Origin of the sequence: Pseudomonas sp. KCJK9111, from assembly GCF_046231935.1 — a bacterium.
GTDB classification, from domain to species: Bacteria; Pseudomonadota; Gammaproteobacteria; order Pseudomonadales; family Pseudomonadaceae; genus Aquipseudomonas; species Aquipseudomonas parafulva_B.
On record NZ_JBJJMO010000009.1, the window covers coordinates 24,806 to 40,263 of the forward strand.

The following is a 15,458-nucleotide window of genomic DNA, read 5'->3' on the forward strand; positions in this document are numbered from 1 at the left end:
GGCCGCGGCGTTTCAAAAGGAGCAAGAAAACATGCAAGAGTGCGCATTTCGACAGTGGCTGGATGCCAATGCCGAAGCCATCGACCGTGGCCAGTGCGAGCCGCAACAGGTGCTGTCCCAGATAGCGCAGTCGCAATGGCTGCGCGTTGGCATCGACCCTGCCCTGGGCGGTTCAGGTGGCCAGATCACCGACGCGGTGGAGGCCATCGCAGCCATTGCCAGCCGTTCACTGGCCACGGCCTTCGTGTGCTGGGGGCAGCGGGCCTTCATCGAATACCTGCTGCAAAGCCCCAATGCCGGGCTGCGCGAACGGCTGCTGCCTGCGCTGTTGAGCGGTGAGCTGGCCGGCGCCACGGGCTTGTCCAACGCCATGAAGTTTCTTTCGGGTATCGAGACGCTACAGGTGCGCGGCCGGCCCCAGGAGGATGGCTGGGATTTGGAAGGGCGGTTGCACTGGGTGACCAACCTGCGCAAGAGCGGCTTCGTTGTAGCCGCTGCCATCGAGGATGACGCCGGTGGCGCCCCCTTCGTGCTGGCCATTCCGTCCGATGCACAAGGTCTTGAGCGCTCTGACGACCTGCAACTGATGGGCTTGCAGTCGAGTAACACCGCTGCGCTGGCTTTCCACCAGGTGCAATTGTCGCGTGACTGGTTGCTGCACGACAACGCTCGCCAGTTCCTGCCCCGTGTGCGGCCGGCTTTCCTGGGGCTGCAGTGCGGCATGGCCATCGGCCTGGCGCGCAGGGCGCTGGAAGAAGTCCAGGGTCACCTGCACGGGCGCGCTTCGTTCCTGGATGAAGCCAGGCAGGTACTCAGTGCTCGCCTGGAGAACACCGTGAGTGAGCTCAAGCAAGGGCTGCTCGATGAGCGCTTCAGGGAGCAGCCGGCAGCGCTGTTCAAGTTGCGCATCACCCTGGCCGAGTGCGCCGCCGATGCCGTGCAGCTTGAGCTACAGGCCAGCGGCGGCAAAGCTTACCTGTGCGAATATGGCGAAGGCTTCGCGCGGCGCTGGCGTGAGTCAGCCTTCGTGCCCATCGTCACGCCCAGCCTGGTGCAACTGCGCGCTGAACTTCATCGCCAGGCAGCGTCGGCATGACCCACGTTGTGCTACAAGCCAAGGACATCAGCCTGGGCTACCCCCGTGCCGAGGGCTGGCAGCAGGTACTGGCCCGGTTCGACCTGCAACTGGCCCCAGGCGAGGTGGTGAGCATCCTGGGCCCCAGCGGTGTCGGCAAGTCCAGCCTGCTGCGCGTGCTTGCGGGCCTTCAGCAACCCCAGGGCGGGCACGTGATGTTGCACGGCCAGCCGCTGCAGGGCCCGCATCCGCGCCTGGCGGTGGCCTTTCAGGACCCAAGCCTGCTGCCTTGGCTGAGCCTGGAGAAGAACGTCGCCTTCGGCCTGGACTTCGCCCGCCAGCCAACGCTTGCCGCAAACGAGCGTCGGGCACGCGTCGACCATGCCATTGCTGCGGTAGGCCTGGACCATGCGCGCAACCAGTATCCGGCCCAGCTCTCCGGCGGCATGGCCCAGCGCACGGCACTGGCCCGATGCCTGGCGCGCCAGCCGGAAGTGCTGCTGCTCGACGAGCCGTTCGGCGCGCTGGACGAGGTGACCCGCGCCGACATGCAGCAACTGCTGCTGCAATTGATCGCCACGCACAACACCGCGGCGGTCCTGATTACACATGACATCGACGAAGCCCTGCTGTTGTCCGACCGCGTATTGCTACTGGGCGACCACCCAGCGCACACGCTCGGGCAATGGCTCGTCGACCTGCCGCAACCCCGGACGCAGCAGGTCGAGGCACTGGGCGCCTTGCGCATCGAGATCCTCAAAACCCTTCGGCGGGCAAGCCGCACAGTCGAACCCCAACCCACCCCCTTGCCCTCGGAGGCTGTCCATGTGCATGGATGACTGCTGCGCCGCTTCTTCGCGTCGCGATTTTCTCAAGATGAGCGCACTGCTGACCGCAGCGGGCGCACTGCCGCTGCTGTCCAGCTTGCAGGCACGCGCCGCCGCCGAACCCGATGCGCCTGTGCGCATCGGTTATCTCCCCATCACCGATGCCACCCCGTTGCTGGTGGCGCACAACAATGGCCTGTTCGAGGCCGAAGGCATCAAGGCCGAACGGCCGGTCATGCTGCGCAGTTGGGCGCAGGTGATCGAAGCGTTCATTTCCGGGCAGGTCAACGTCATTCACCTGCTGTCACCGATGACGGTATGGGCGCGTTACGCAAGCAAGGTGCCAGCCAAAGTGGTGGCCTGGAACCACGTGGGCGGCTCGGGGCTGACGGTGGCGCCAGATATTACCGACGTGAAACAGCTCGGTGGCAAGACCGTGGCCATTCCGTTCTGGTATTCGATTCATAACGTTGTGCTGCAACAGATGCTCGCGGACAGTGGCCTGACCGCCGTGTCCAAACCCGCCACAGCAGCGCTTGCCGCCAACGAGGTGAACCTGCTGGTGCTGCCTCCCTCGGACATGCCCCCGGCCCTGGCCAGCAAGCGCATCGCCGGCTACATCGTCGCCGAGCCGTTCAACGCCTTGGCCGAAAACCTCAAGGTCGGGCGCGTGCAGCGCTTCACCGGGGACGTCTGGCGCAACCACGCCTGCTGCGTGGTGTTCATGCATGAACACGACCTGAACAACCGGCCGGACTGGTCGCAGAAGGTGGTCAACGCCATCGTCAAGGCCCAGCAATGGACCCGCGAGCACCGGGCCGAGGCGGCTGCCTTGCTGTCCAAGGCAGGCCCTAACAAGTACACCCCACACGACCCCGCGGTGTTGACCAAGGTGCTGGCACCTGCTGCCAGCGACCGTGCCGACTATATCGCCACCGGTGCCATACAGCACCAGCAGTGGGATGAGAAACGCATCGACTTCCAGCCCTATCCGTACCCCAGCTACACCCAGGAGCTCGTCACGCGGCTCAAGCGCACCTTGATCGAAGGCAATAACGCGTTTCTCGCCGACCTGGACCCGGCACATGTGGCCGCTGACCTGGTAGACGATCGTTTTGTGCGCAATGCCATCGCCAGCGTCGGGGGGCCTTCGGTCTTCGGTATTGCCGACACCTTCGAGCGTAGCGAGGAGTTCGCGGTCTGATGCGCAAGCATGTGGTGCATGCCAGCCTGGGGCTGGCCGGGTTGCTGGGGTTGCTGCTGGTCTGGTGGGCAGGGGTGGCAGCCTTCGGCCAGCCCGATGGCCTGTCGGCACGCTTCTCGCCCTCGGCCACCTTTACCAGCCTGTTCGAGCTGCTTGGGCAAGGCGAGGTGTACGGACATATCTGGGTGAGCCTCAAACGCATCCTGATCGGTTTGCTGCTGGCGCTGCTGATCGGTGTGCCCCTTGGGCTGCTGGTGGGCAGCTACCGGCACCTGGAGGCGGCGACTACCCCTGCGTTTCAGTTCCTGCGCATGATCTCGCCGCTGTCGTGGATGCCGGTCGTGGTGATGCTGATGGGGGTGGGCGATCAGCCCATCTACTTCCTGCTGGCGTTCGCTGCGCTGTGGCCGATCCTGCTCAATACCGCTGCCGGGGTGCGGCAACTGGACCCGCGCTGGCTGCAGCTCAGCCGAAGCCTGAGCGCCACCCGTTGGGAAACCCTGTGCAAGGTGATTGTCCCCGGCGTGATCGGGCACGTGCTCACAGGGGTACGGCTGGCCATCGGCATTTTGTGGATCGTGCTGGTGCCCTGCGAGATGCTCGGGGTGAGCGCAGGCCTGGGATACTTCATTCTCGATACACGCGACCGACTGGCCTATTCCGAGCTGATGGCCATGGTGCTGCTGATCGGGGTGCTGGGCTTTGTCCTGGATGCGCTGGCCCGCGGCCTGCATCGCCGTTGGGTGCATGCCTGAGTGCGGACGACCTGCGCCTTGTCACCGGCGCAGGAGCAGGGGAGTCAATGTACCGTCAGGCGTTGCTGCACGCAGGCCTGGGCCTGAAGGGCTAGCTCATCCAGATGCTCGTCCCGACGCTGTTCGGCCTCGATCATGGCGTCTTCGCCGTGCTGGTTCAGCAGATAGGTGTGGATTTGCATGACTTCGGTCGTCTGGTAGATAGGCGCGATGTCCAAACGCCCGATCAGGGCATCACCGCCTTGACCGGTACTGCTCATCAGTACCTGTGGGCCGTTGGCCGAGACCGCTTGCATACCCATGGCTTCGAACCACGGCACCTGGTGGGCAAAGGCATTCAGTTCAATGTAGCGGTACTGAGCCTGCAGGTCGGCCAGCAAGGCGCGTGCGATCCCCTGGCGGCGGTGCGTGGGCGCTACAGCCAGGAACGCCAGCGCGCAGGCCTGGTCGTCGTTGTCGGCTGGCAATGCCAGAGCAAAGCCCAGTAACTGGTCCGGGGCATCGGCAGCGAGTGCCAGGGTCAGGGCAACGCGCAGCCCGCGGGTACCATCAAGTGCTTGCAGATACTGGTGCACCTCCATGCCTACACCGTACTGGTACAAGGGGTACAACGGATTATCAGGCGTAATGGCGACACTGCTCAGCTCACCCACTTGGTGGATGACCAGTTCACGGATCTGGTTCTGGAACGACTCGGGTGGCACGCTGGACAGGCGGCTCAGGATGTACATCGGCAAACAGGCTCCGGCGAATGGAATACAGCCCGCAACATGAGTGCGCGGGCTGTACAGTCTACCCGTTTTTGCCGTTATCGCCGTGGGCGCGCATGGCGTCGATCATCAAGTCCAGGTTCTGCACGGCAGCCCCGGCAGCCCCTTTGCCCAGGTTATCGAAGACGGCGGTCAACAGCACCTGGCCTTGCGAGGGGTTGGCGTACAGCGCCAGGCGCAGATCATTGGTCCCGTTGAGCGCCTGCGGGTCGAGGCGCTCGGCTGTGCCCTGGGTTTGCAGCGGCATCACCTTCACGTGGCGGGCGCCCTGGTAGTGCTGCTCCAGACACCCCTGCAACTGCTGCGCGCTGACCTGGCCGGGCAGCAAGCGCAGGTGCAGGGCGATGCTGAGGACGATGCCCTGGCGATAGGCGCCGTAGGCGGGCATGAACATGGGGCGGGCCGATAGACCGGCGTGGGCCTGGATCTCGGGCACGTGCTTGTGCGCCAGGTCCAGCCCGTACATGAGCAAGGCCGAGGCGGCGCTACCGTCCTGCTGCTCGTGCCGCTGCACCGCTGCGCGCCCGCCGCCGGAATAGCCCGAGATGGCATGGATGGCCAGCGGGTAGTCGGCAGGTACCAGGCCTGCCGCGATCAGGGGGCCGAGCAATGCGATCGCGCCCGTCGGGTAGCAGCCAGGGTTGCTGACCCGGGTACTATGGCCGATATGCGCAGCCTGGTCCCGATTCAATTCGGCGAAACCGTAGGTCCAACCTGGCGCGGTGCGGTGGGCGGAGCTGGCATCGATCACCCGTACACCGGGGTTGTGGATCGCGCTCACCGCTTCGCGTGCAGCGTCATCGGGCAGGCAAAGTATGGCGATGTCGGCACGGTTGATGGCGTCGCTGCGGTACCTGAGGTCCTTGCGCTGCGCGTCGGCAAGTGTCAGCAGGCGCAGGTCCGTGCGATCGTGCAGGCGGGCATGGATTTGCAGCCCGGTGGTGCCTTGATCGCCATCGATGAAAACAAGAGGTAGATGCATGTTCACGTGTCCAGGCGGGTAGGTCGGACACCAGAGTCGCTCAAGCTGGGCATAAAGAAAATTTACATTTCGTGACTGGCACGTTCAGTTATTCTGAATCTTCCGACGTTTACTTCAAGGAAGCCGTAGCCCTGTGCGTGAAATAAGCCTTGACCGACTGCGTACGCTGGTGGTGATCAGCCAGCTGGGGTCTTTTGCGGCGGCAGCCCGTCAGCTTAATCTGGCACCCCCCACCATTAGCCTGCATGTGGCCGAGCTGGAGTCGCGGGTGGGCGCCACGCTGCTGACCCGCACACGCGGCCAGGTTCGGCCGACAGTCATCGGCGAAACCCTGCTGGTGCGCGCCAGACGCCTGCTTACCGATGCCGAAATGGCCCTGGATGAGGTGCGCAATCAAGTGCAAGGCCTGACGGGCCGCGTGCGGCTGGGCGCATCAACCGGGGCCATCGCGCACCTGCTGCCCGAGGCGCTTGAGCACCTGCGCAGTGAACACCCTGGCATCGACGTGCAGGTGCAAGTGCTCACTTCACAAGCGTCCCTGGTGCAACTGCGTGAAGGGCTGCTGGACATTGGCCTGGTAGCGTTACCACAAGTGGCGGGCAAGGGCCTGGCGGTCACCGCTTGGCGCCGAGACCCCATCCTGGCCTACATGCCGGCTGACTGGCAGCCGCCGGCAGCTGTCACCCCCCAGTGGCTGGCCGAGCGGCCTTTGATTCTCAATGACAGCAGCACGCAGTTGTCGCGGGTCTGCACCGAATGGTTCGCAGCGGCCGGGCTGCACCCACAGCCGCGCATCGAGTTGAACTACAACGACGCGATCAAGCGCCTGGTGGGCGCCGGATACGGTGCTACGTTGCTGCCGCAGGAAGGTGAAGTGATGGAGGCGGACCCGCGTCTGGTCTGTCGACCCTTGCGGCCCGGGTTGTGGCGGCAGTTGGGGATCGCCTGCCGGGACGCCAGGCAGGAGAAGGCTACTACCTTTGTGCTCCAGGCACTGGAGCGGCTGGGTCAGTAGTATGGGGAGGCGCAGTTGCGGTGAATGCCGGGGATGACGGGTTGAGCACTTACCGGAACAGGGCTGCGCAGCAGCCCCGGATCTATAGCTCGCCCCAGCCAGGCCCACGAGCCGGCAAGTCCGTTTCGAAACTTAAGAATCTGCCGATCTGTGCAAGAAAGGCAATCCTCAACACAGTCCTAGAACCAGCGATCGTTCTTTTTCCGCCCACGGGTCAAGGCCGGCAGGATGAGACCGACCAACAAACCGGCCCCTGCGATGCTGCCGCCATACACCATGTAGCGCATCATCACCTGCTTGTTCTCGTCACCCAGGCGCGCCTGAGCGTCGCGAAGGTTCGATTGGCTCTGGTCCAGCTGCTCGTTCAAGTCTTTGTTTCGCGCCTGGAGTTCATCGACCAGTCGCTTGCGCGAATCCAGGGTTTCCTGCATGCCCTGCACCCGGTTTTTCCAGCTGTCATCGATGGTCTTCAATTGCCCTGTCAGCTCGGCCACCTGAGCATCGAGCTGAGGCAGGCGCTCGTTCTGACCGGGCACTGATTGCAGGTCACTGGAAAGGATCCACACCACATCACCGTTTTGTCCACGAACCTGACTGTAGTTGCCCTGTGTACCGATCAGCGTCAGTGGCTGCCCGGACTTTAGCGTACCGACGATACGGTGGCCGTCGGTCGGGCCACTGCGTACGTAGGTGCTGAGGCTGTCACTGACCCAGCGTGCATCGCTGGCTGGCGCCTCGGCGTGCGCGGGCGTGACAAGCGCCAGCGCGCTGGCAAGCAGACCGCCGCGCAGGGCAGTGAGGGCAAAGGCAGTTGGGCGGGAGTCGGGCATTTTGGGGTCTTCGCTGAAACTGGACAAATGTAGGCCGGTGGATGGGCCGCGAACCGGTCGGGTAGTGAACCGTCAGCGAAAGACCGTTTTTTTGTAAGCTGGTTCACCGTTAGCATCGCGAAAACTCTTCAACATGTTGCGCAAATGGATGAGCTGCGCAGCAGTGGGCATCAGATCAATCTGGATGATCGTCAGGCACGCCGATCGTCAATTCGTCAGGCAGGGGCAGTAAGGGCGAGGCCTGCAGGGCCCACCAGGCATTTTTTCTGTAGACCGGTTCGAATTGGTAAACCTGCCCGCGGCAGGGCGGTGTACCAGGGTCTAGCAGGTGCCGCCCCTGAAGTAGAAAGCTGACGCCGTTGGCTCCCAGGATGCAGCCAAACGCCTGGTCGGTATCGAACCAGGCGACTCTACCTTGCAGGAGGTCATTCATGCGCGCTGCGCTCATTCGGCTGGGAGGCGCTGACGATATTGCGTCGGTCGCTGGCAATACGAAACTGGCACTTTTACCAGTTTCGCGGGTAGGTATCAGAGCGACCGACCTGCTGACCTCATGATTCGGTCAACTCCTTGGTTGCAACCGCTTTCACCGAGGCTTTCTTCTCCTGAACGACGATGTAGAACTCTTCGCCATGCTTGACGGCGCCATACAACACGGCTTTTTCGATCAGCTCGGTACCACGCAGATGGCGCAGCATCATGGGGTCCTTGCGCAGGTCGCGATAAAGCGCCAGGCATAGCAGCACCATGACCAGTACGAAGGGCAGGGCCACTACGATGGTCAGGTTTTGCAGCCCGGTCAGGGCTTTGTCTGGCGCGCTGGGGTCACCGATGGCCAGCATGATGGCTGCGACCGTGCCGGTCAGCGCTCCCCAGAAAATCACCGTGCGCCGCGAAGGGGAAGTGGTGCCATGTTCGGACAGCGTCCCCATGACCAGTGACGCCGCGTCGGCACCGGAGACGAAGAAGATACCGACCAGGATCATCACCAGGACCGACGTGGCAGAGGCCAACGGGTAACTGGCGAGCAATTGGTACAGCGCATGGTTGCTGTTGACCGCACCCTCCGCCAGTACGAAGGCGCCTTCGCGCAAGGCATCGATGGCCGCCCCGCCGAAGATGGTGAACCACACCAGGCTGACCAGGCTCGGCACCAGCAACACCCCGGTGACGAACTGGCGAATGGTGCGCCCCCGGCTGATACGGGCGATGAACATGCCAACGAAAGGCGTCCAGGAAATCCACCACGCCCAATAGAACACCGTCCAGCCGGCCAGCCAGGCGTTCATGGGTTCGCCGCCGCTTGCATTGGTACGCGCCATCATTTCCGGCAGCATCTTGATGTAGATGCCGATCGATGTTGGCAGCAGGTTCAGCATCAGCAAGGTAGGCCCGACCAGGAACACGAACACAGCGAGCACCAGTGCGAGCACCATGTTGGTATTGGACAGCCACTGGATACCCTTGCCGATGCCCGACACGGCCGAGGTGACGAAGGCGACGGTCAGTACGGTGATCAGTGCGATGTAGAACAGCTTGCCGGGGTGCTCGATCCAGCCGTTGTATTCGAGGCCGCCTGCAATTTGCAGCGCACCAAGCCCCAGCGAGGCGGCCGAGCCGAACAGCGTGGCAAAGATTGCCATCATGTCGATCAGGCGGCCGAGCGGGCCATTGGCGTGCTTGCCGATCAAGGGCCTGAAGGCCGCGGATATCAGTTGGGAGCGGCCGCGCCTGAAGGTGCCGTAAGCGATGGCGAGCCCGACGATGGCATACATCGCCCAAGGGTGCAGCGTCCAATGAAACAGAGTGGTGGCCATGGCCACCTGCATGGCTTCGCTCGACTGGCCAGTGGTCGAGCCCGGCGGCGGGGAAACGTAATGCGAAAGCGGCTCGGCCACGCCGAAGAACATCAGGCCGATGCCCATGCCGGCACTGAACATCATCGCCACCCACGACACCGTTCGAAACTCAGGTAGTTCTCCATCCCGGCCCAGCGGTACGCGACCATATCGACTGGCAGCCAGCCACAGCACGAACACGACGAACACAGTGGAGGTCAGTACGAAGAACCAGCCGAAGTTGAGAATGACCCACGACTGCGCACTGGACGCGCTACTGGCCAAATTGACCTGGTTGAGGAAACCCCACAGCACGAACGCAATGGCCAACAGGCTGGTCAAGCCGAATACGACCCAGTCGAGCTTGCCCTCCAGGCGCCGGTCCTGTCGGGCTTCGTCAGTTTTGGAGGGGTCGGTAACGCCAAGATCGGGTGTCTCTGCGAAGTGTTCCTTTGCCATGAAGTGGGAGCCCTGTGTGGCGTGCCTGCTGAAACAGGCTTGTTGTTGTAGGGGCGAGCGCGTGGTGGCGTTCTCGGCAGGGTGGTTTGCCGGGCGATTATCCTGCGCGCCAAATCCTGCTGCCTGTCCCGGTTGCGCCGTAGGGCTTCCATTGCGCGACCTGCTGGTCACTTTTAGTTCCTGGGCGGATGACCCTTTCTGTGCCGTGTTCTGTTAACCTGATCGACATCACCCGGGCCTGCTTGTCCGAGTAGCGTGGACACGCTGCTGCTCGTGGCCTGGGCCGCATCAGGAAACGGAGATTCGTCAACATGGCCACTGATCGTGTGAGCCTGATTCATTTCGATAAATTGAGCATGAGCCCCGCCGCGGCCGATCGCTTCCAGCAGGCCCTCGACGCCCTGGAAACGCTGAAACTGCAGGATCGTTATGTCTACCTCATCGCGCCTTATCTGGGTGATATCGCCGACGCCTCCGATGCTGAACAATTGGCCACTGCCGTCGAGCAAGGCCTGCGCGTGGTCGACGAGCTGCTGAGCGGCAAGTCGGTCACCAAGGCCAAGGCCGACGAGGTGCGCGAGGTGTTCCAGCGGGCAGGCGCGCGCGCGCGGCTGGAACTGACCGCCTGAAGCAGCTTATTGTCTAGGGCCCAGCGCAGGGATCGAGGTATCACAGCGTCGTCTGCTGGAGGTCTCGCATGATCAAGGGTTGGGTTGGCCTGTTGTGCCTTGGGCTATTGCCACTGCTTGCAATGGCTGCCGAGCCGTGTAAACGGCTGACCGCCACTGGAAACCCGGAATATCCCCCTTACCTTTGGCATGACCCCCTGGACCCGCACCATCTGATTGGGGCCAATGCGGATCTGATCACACGCCTGGCCAACAGCCTTGGCCTGGAAATCGACGTCCTCTATGTAGGCCCTTGGTCCAGGGCCCAGGAAGAGGTTCGTACCGGCAGGGTCGACCTGATGGCCGGCTACTTCATCACCGACGCCCGCCAGCAGCAGATGGACTTCATCCTGCCGGCATTCCTTTACACACCGAGCGTGATCTGGGCCCGTCAGGGGCATGGCTTCGTTTACGGGCAATGGTCGGACCTGCAGGGACTCAAGGGTGGAACGCTGGTCAATAACAGTCACGGTCAGCCGTTCGATGCTTACGCCAAGCAGCACCTGACGCTCGAGGCGGTGCCCAGCGCCAGGCAGGCTTTCGAAAAGCTGATGCATGGGCGCAGTGATTATGTGATCTATGAGCAGTACCCAGGCTTATCCCTGGCGCGCACCTTGGGCATCGACCAGCAGGTGCTGATCCTGCAGCCGCCTGTCTCCAGCGAAGGCCTGTACCTGGCCCTGTCCAAGGCTTCGCCGTGCAATCAGCCGGCGCTGCGCGAAGCCTTGAGCCGGGCGATGCAGCAGCTCAACGCGCAGGAGGTGCCGCAGCAGCTGCTCAAACTCAACCTGGAGCGCAGCCGCTAAGGCCTTCCGGTGCTCGAATGCGCGGCATGGGTCAGCGCATCTGCAGGATGATCGGACTAGGGCTGGCAGGATCCGTATCTTTGCGCAGCTTGGCCACTGCCGCGGCTTCGACGGCGTCGCCGTGGTTACCCCAGGCACTTCGGATATAGCTCAGCACCTCTGCTGTTTCCTGATCGCTCAGTTGTGCGCGCATGGCGGGCATGCGGTAGGCATCGGGCCTGCCATCGGCCACGACCCGCTGCGACCCGTTCAGGGTGATGTTGATGGCCGAAGCAGCCTCGTTGGCGAGCAAAGAAGTGGCGCCGGCCAGGGGCGGCATCCACTCACCCTGGCCCTTGCCGTCCAGGCCGTGGCAGGTGGCACAGCGCGCCATGTACGTGCGTACGCCTGGGCGCTCCAGCTGGGCGAGCGTCGGCTCGGGCTGATACTGCCAGGGTTTGCCATCTCGGGATGGATCGCCGGGCAGTGCCTTGAGGTAGTGGGCGATGGCCTGTAGATCGCCATCGGTCATGAACTGCGTGGAGTTGTTGAATGCCTCGGTCATCGAGCCGAAGACCACGGCATGTCGATTGCGACCGGTCTTGAGAAACTGCACCACCTCAGCTTCGTTCCAGCGGCCAAGGCCGGTGTTAGGGTCATTGCGCAAACTGGGCGCGTACCAGCCGTCGAGCAAGGCGCCTGCGAGATACGGGGCGCCTGACTCGTCGAAGGCTTTTTCATTGAAAGCCAGGCCTCGGGGGGTATGGCAGCTGCCGCAGTGCCCAGGCCCCTGCACGATGTAGGCGCCGCGATTCCACAGTGCATTCTGGTCGTCCTTCGCCACGTAAGGGCTCGCGGGTGCGAACGCGCCGTTCCACAGGGCGATGGGCCAGCGTAGGTTCAATGGCCAAGGTATGTCGCCAGGCTTGTTCGGCTGTCGTGCTGGCTGAACACTGCGCATGAAGAAGGCGTAAAGCGCACGTATGTCGTCGTCGCTGAGCTTGGCGTAGGAGGGGTACGGCATGGCGGGGTAGAGGCGGCGCCCGCCAGGCGCCACACCGTGGCGCACGGCCCGGTCGAAGTCGGCCAGCGAGTAGGCGCCGATGCCTGTCTCCCGGTCGGGTGTGATGTTGGTGGCGTGGATCGTGCCAAGCGGGGTAGCCATCTCGAGCCCCCCGGCCATCGGCGGTTCGCCAGGCAGGCTGTGGCAGGCGACGCAATCGCCCAGCCGTGCGACATATTCCCCGCGACTGATCAATGCGGGGTTGTTGGTGGCGCTTGCTTGCTCATCAGCGAACGGCGAGGCAGGTTCTCGGGTGACATACCAACCGGCCAGGCCGGCGGCGACCGCGCAGGGCAGCAACAGCCAGCCAAGGGTTCTAGCAGTACGAGGGTGCATGGCGGCGTCCTTGTCGGTCAGCTGAAGGTATGACGGCTCATGGGCAGGCTGCGAACCCGTTGTCCGGTCAGTTGGGCCACGGCATTGGCCACCGCCGGTGCTACAGCGGGCAACGGTGGCTCGCCGATACCGCCCATCTTCGCGCCACTCTCAACGATGCGTACATGCACCCGAGCCATGCGCCCAGGGGGCAGGATCGGGTACAGGTCATAGTTGCGCGCACGCGGCATGCCATCGACGTACACCGCTTCCTCGACCAGCGTCTGCGACAACCCCAAGGCCACCGCGCCATTGACCTGGTGCTCGATGATGGCCGGGTTGACGATGCTGCCTGGATCGATCGCCTGCCAGATGTCGTGGACCTTCACCTGGCCGTCCTCGATGGAGACCTCGGCGATCACGGCCGCTTCGGACCCGAAAGGGGACGCCATCGCCAGGCCTCGGGCCCGCCGCGTGCCATCCTCGGCAGTGAAAGGCCCTCGTTTCCAGCCCCCTGAAAGCTCGACGACCGCTTGCAACAACTGGGTCAGGCGCGGGTTGTCTCGCAGCAGGTGCCGACGCAGGGCCAGAGGGTCCTGGCCTCCTTTGTCCGCCAGCTCGTCCAGGAAAGACTCATAGAAGAAGTCATTGAGCGAGTTGCCCACCGACCGCCAATAACCGAGCATGGCCGGGCCTTTGACGTACACCTGTGCGATGCGCTTGTTGGCGATGGCATAGGCCTTGCCCGATAGCCCTTCCAGTGCTGTGGGGTCGACCTTGTCACCTTGCTTGCCGGCCAGGGCTTCGGTGGGGCCTTCCGTGGCGCTGACCGCCTCCAGGACCACCGGCAAGCCTTCGGCATCGAGCCCGGCGCGGAACTTGACCGCGGCGACAGGGCGTAGCACATCGCGAAGGAACTCTTCCTCGCGGCTCCAGATCAGCTTGACAGGCTGGCCAACCGCTTTGGCCAGGGCGATGGCTTGCGGGTAGGGGTTGGCGGACTCATACAGGAAGTGCCGACCGAAGAAGCCGCCAAGCAGTGGCGAATGCAGCGTGATCTGGTCGGGTGACAGCCCGGTGCGCTTGGCGATGTCATCGCGGAACATGTCGGGCGCCTGGTTGGGCAGCCAGACCTCCAGTGTGCCGTCGGGATTGAAGCGGGCTAGCGCAGAAGGGGGCTCGAGCTGGGCATGGTTCAGGTATTGGTTGTGGAAGCTGGCCTCGACGGTGGTCACGGCGTTGTCCAGCGCGCTTGCCACGTCTCCGGCCGTTTCTTCATCACGGGTTGGACCCGTGGCACTGGCCAGGTGCTGGAGCCAGCCGTCGCTGGAAAAATCCGCCGGCATGGCCCGCACCGTGGAATCTGCGGCTGGCTCCAGCCACTGCACTTGCAGTGCCTCGACCGCACGCTTGGCGTGCCACCAGCGCGGTGCAACCACCGCTACAGCACCGGGCAGGCGATGCACTGAATGCACACCCGTCATGGCAGCTACCTGTGCCTCATTGCGCACCTGGCCCACCGTCATGCCCAGGCGAGGGGCATGCTGCACGGCGGCATGAAGCATATTCGGCACGCTGAGGTCGATGCAGTACATGGCCTTGCCGGTGGACTTGTCGTAAGCGTCCAGGCGCCGAACTGGCTTGCCAATCCAGCGAAAGTGGGCAGGATCACGAAGCTTGACGGTGGCAGGGTCGGGGACCGGCAGGTCCATGGCGCGCTCGGCCAGTTCGCCGTACCCAAGCGTGCGCCCTGACGTGGTATGTACTACGGTACCTGGCGTCGTGGTGAGCTCGCCCACCGCGACACCCAGTTGCTGCGCAGCGGCCTGCAGCAACATCGCCCGCGCCAGCGCACCCAGGCGGCGCATGGTGGGGTAGCTCATGCGTACGGACATGCTGCCGCCGGTGATGCGCATGCCGTTTTCCATCACCACATGGGCTTGGCCAGGTGGGGCGCTGTCCACGACGAAGTGAGCAGGATCCACATCCAGCTCCTCGCCAACAATCTGCGCCATGGCGGTGAACGGTCCTTGGCCGCCTTCCATGAACGGACTGAGCAGACGGACCGTGCCATCCGGTCGGATTTCCAGGAACGCCGGTACCTGGGTGCCTCGCTGCACATCGGCAGCAGCTTGCACACGCGCAACGCCCGTCGGCAGGCCGAAGCCCAGGACCAATGCGCCTGCAGCCGTGCCGACGAGGAAGCGGCGACGCGAGAGATTGACGGTTTCGCCAGCTTGCAATCTATGCAGTTCAGCCACGGGATCAGGCGTGCTCATCAGGCTATGGCTCCCTGCGCCAGGTCATGCATGGCTGCATGAATAGCGTTGTAAGTGCCGCAGCGGCACAGGTTGATCATGGCTGCATCGATCTGCTCGGCGCTGGGTGCCGGGGTATGCTTGAGCAGCGCGGTCGCTGCCATTACCTGACCGGATTGGCAGTACCCGCATTGCGCGACCTGGTGTTCCACCCAAGCCGCTACCACCCGCTTGCCCACAGGGTCCGCCTCGATCGCCTCAATGGTCGACACGTGTCGGCCAACCACGCCGGACACCGGGGTCACGCAGGCGCGCGCCACAACGCCGTCCACCAGCACCGAGCAAGCCCCGCACTGGGCCAGGCCGCAGCCATACTTGGTGCCGGTCATGCCCAGGTCGTCGCGGATCACCCACAAAAGGGGCGTGTCGGCGTCTGCATCGACCTGGTGGGTCGTGCCGTTGATGAGTAGTTCCATGGTTCACCTGCCAGTCATCGGTTAGCGCTGTTCTTGTCATGATCGTGGGGTGCGTCGCCCCGTGCAGAAACGCTAGCACAGCGCTGAACCGGTGCTTGCGCCAGGCTGTGCAGATACAGAGGATCAGGCAAGGATTTC

The 15,458-nt window shown here is 63.6% G+C and carries 15 protein-coding genes; 7 read left to right on the forward strand and 8 right to left on the reverse strand.

Features of this window, described 5'->3' with window-relative positions:
* The first annotated feature begins 31 nt into the window (after nucleotides 1–31).
* Genes ACK59L_RS05910 through ACK59L_RS05925 form a run of 4 tightly spaced genes read left to right on the forward strand, consistent with a single transcriptional unit; the run spans nucleotide 32 to nucleotide 3,861 of the window.
* Nucleotides 32–1,096, forward strand: a complete 1,065-nt coding sequence (locus ACK59L_RS05910; RefSeq protein ID WP_409272405.1) for an acyl-CoA dehydrogenase family protein — start codon at nucleotides 32–34, stop codon at nucleotides 1,094–1,096.
* Nucleotides 1,093–1,914, forward strand: coding sequence for an ABC transporter ATP-binding protein (locus ACK59L_RS05915; RefSeq protein ID WP_409272407.1), 822 nt, complete (start codon nucleotides 1,093–1,095; stop codon nucleotides 1,912–1,914). Before ACK59L_RS05910 ends, ACK59L_RS05915 begins: the two co-directional genes overlap by 4 nt.
* On the forward strand, nucleotides 1,901–3,106 hold the full coding sequence (locus tag ACK59L_RS05920) for an ABC transporter substrate-binding protein (protein ID WP_409272409.1): 1,206 nt from the start codon (nucleotides 1,901–1,903) through the stop codon (nucleotides 3,104–3,106). The genes ACK59L_RS05915 and ACK59L_RS05920 overlap by 14 nt, the downstream gene beginning before the upstream one ends.
* A complete protein-coding gene (locus tag ACK59L_RS05925; protein ID WP_409272411.1) occupies nucleotides 3,106–3,861 on the forward strand; it encodes an ABC transporter permease in 756 nt (251 codons plus the stop codon). The genes ACK59L_RS05920 and ACK59L_RS05925 overlap by 1 nt, the downstream gene beginning before the upstream one ends.
* Nucleotides 3,862–3,905: 44 nt before the next feature.
* Here ACK59L_RS05925 and ACK59L_RS05930 read toward each other — a convergent pair whose 3' ends face one another.
* Both ACK59L_RS05930 and argC read right to left on the reverse strand, forming a co-directional pair.
* A complete protein-coding gene (locus ACK59L_RS05930) occupies nucleotides 3,906–4,592 on the reverse strand; it encodes a GNAT family N-acetyltransferase (RefSeq protein WP_409272413.1) in 687 nt (228 codons plus the stop codon).
* Between the two features lie 61 nt (nucleotides 4,593–4,653).
* Complete coding sequence (gene argC / locus ACK59L_RS05935; protein ID WP_409272415.1) at nucleotides 4,654–5,613, reverse strand: N-acetyl-gamma-glutamyl-phosphate reductase; 960 nt, start codon at nucleotides 5,611–5,613, stop codon at nucleotides 4,654–4,656.
* A 133-nt stretch (nucleotides 5,614–5,746) separates the two neighbouring features.
* Here argC and ACK59L_RS05940 point away from each other — a divergent pair, with 133 nt between their 5' ends.
* Nucleotides 5,747–6,628 carry a LysR family transcriptional regulator gene (locus ACK59L_RS05940; RefSeq protein WP_409272417.1) on the forward strand — a complete coding sequence of 294 codons (882 nt, stop codon included), beginning with the start codon at nucleotides 5,747–5,749 and terminating at the stop codon, nucleotides 6,626–6,628.
* A 179-nt stretch (nucleotides 6,629–6,807) separates the two neighbouring features.
* On the opposite strand, the gene ACK59L_RS05945 is transcribed toward ACK59L_RS05940, so the two are convergent.
* From ACK59L_RS05945 to ACK59L_RS05955, 3 genes are all read right to left on the reverse strand, one after another.
* Complete coding sequence (locus ACK59L_RS05945) at nucleotides 6,808–7,458, reverse strand: TIGR04211 family SH3 domain-containing protein (protein WP_409272419.1); 651 nt, start codon at nucleotides 7,456–7,458, stop codon at nucleotides 6,808–6,810.
* Between the two features lie 175 nt (nucleotides 7,459–7,633).
* Nucleotides 7,634–7,891, reverse strand: coding sequence for a hypothetical protein (locus tag ACK59L_RS05950; protein ID WP_144964956.1), 258 nt, complete (start codon nucleotides 7,889–7,891; stop codon nucleotides 7,634–7,636).
* Between the two features lie 118 nt (nucleotides 7,892–8,009).
* On the reverse strand, nucleotides 8,010–9,755 hold the full coding sequence (locus ACK59L_RS05955) for a BCCT family transporter (protein ID WP_409272421.1): 1,746 nt from the start codon (nucleotides 9,753–9,755) through the stop codon (nucleotides 8,010–8,012).
* Between the two features lie 311 nt (nucleotides 9,756–10,066).
* On the opposite strand from ACK59L_RS05955, the gene ACK59L_RS05960 reads away from it, so the two are divergent.
* Both ACK59L_RS05960 and ACK59L_RS05965 read left to right on the forward strand, forming a co-directional pair.
* Nucleotides 10,067–10,384 carry a hypothetical protein gene (locus ACK59L_RS05960; RefSeq protein WP_058605375.1) on the forward strand — a complete coding sequence of 106 codons (318 nt, stop codon included), beginning with the start codon at nucleotides 10,067–10,069 and terminating at the stop codon, nucleotides 10,382–10,384.
* 68 nt (nucleotides 10,385–10,452) lie between these two features.
* Complete coding sequence (locus ACK59L_RS05965; RefSeq protein WP_409272423.1) at nucleotides 10,453–11,229, forward strand: substrate-binding periplasmic protein; 777 nt, start codon at nucleotides 10,453–10,455, stop codon at nucleotides 11,227–11,229.
* Nucleotides 11,230–11,260: 31 nt separating this feature from the next.
* On the opposite strand, the gene ACK59L_RS05970 is transcribed toward ACK59L_RS05965, so the two are convergent.
* The 3 genes from ACK59L_RS05970 to ACK59L_RS05980 are packed head-to-tail and all read right to left on the reverse strand — an operon-like array spanning nucleotide 11,261 to nucleotide 15,320.
* Nucleotides 11,261–12,607, reverse strand: coding sequence for a c-type cytochrome (locus ACK59L_RS05970; RefSeq protein WP_409272425.1), 1,347 nt, complete (start codon nucleotides 12,605–12,607; stop codon nucleotides 11,261–11,263).
* A gap of 17 nt (nucleotides 12,608–12,624) precedes the next feature.
* Nucleotides 12,625–14,865, reverse strand: a complete 2,241-nt coding sequence (locus ACK59L_RS05975) for a molybdopterin cofactor-binding domain-containing protein (RefSeq protein WP_409272427.1) — start codon at nucleotides 14,863–14,865, stop codon at nucleotides 12,625–12,627.
* Nucleotides 14,865–15,320: a (2Fe-2S)-binding protein gene (locus ACK59L_RS05980; protein ID WP_409272429.1), complete on the reverse strand. Its 456-nt coding sequence runs from the start codon at nucleotides 15,318–15,320 to the stop codon at nucleotides 14,865–14,867. The genes ACK59L_RS05975 and ACK59L_RS05980 overlap by 1 nt, the downstream gene beginning before the upstream one ends.
* Between the last annotated feature and the right edge of the window lie 138 nt (nucleotides 15,321–15,458).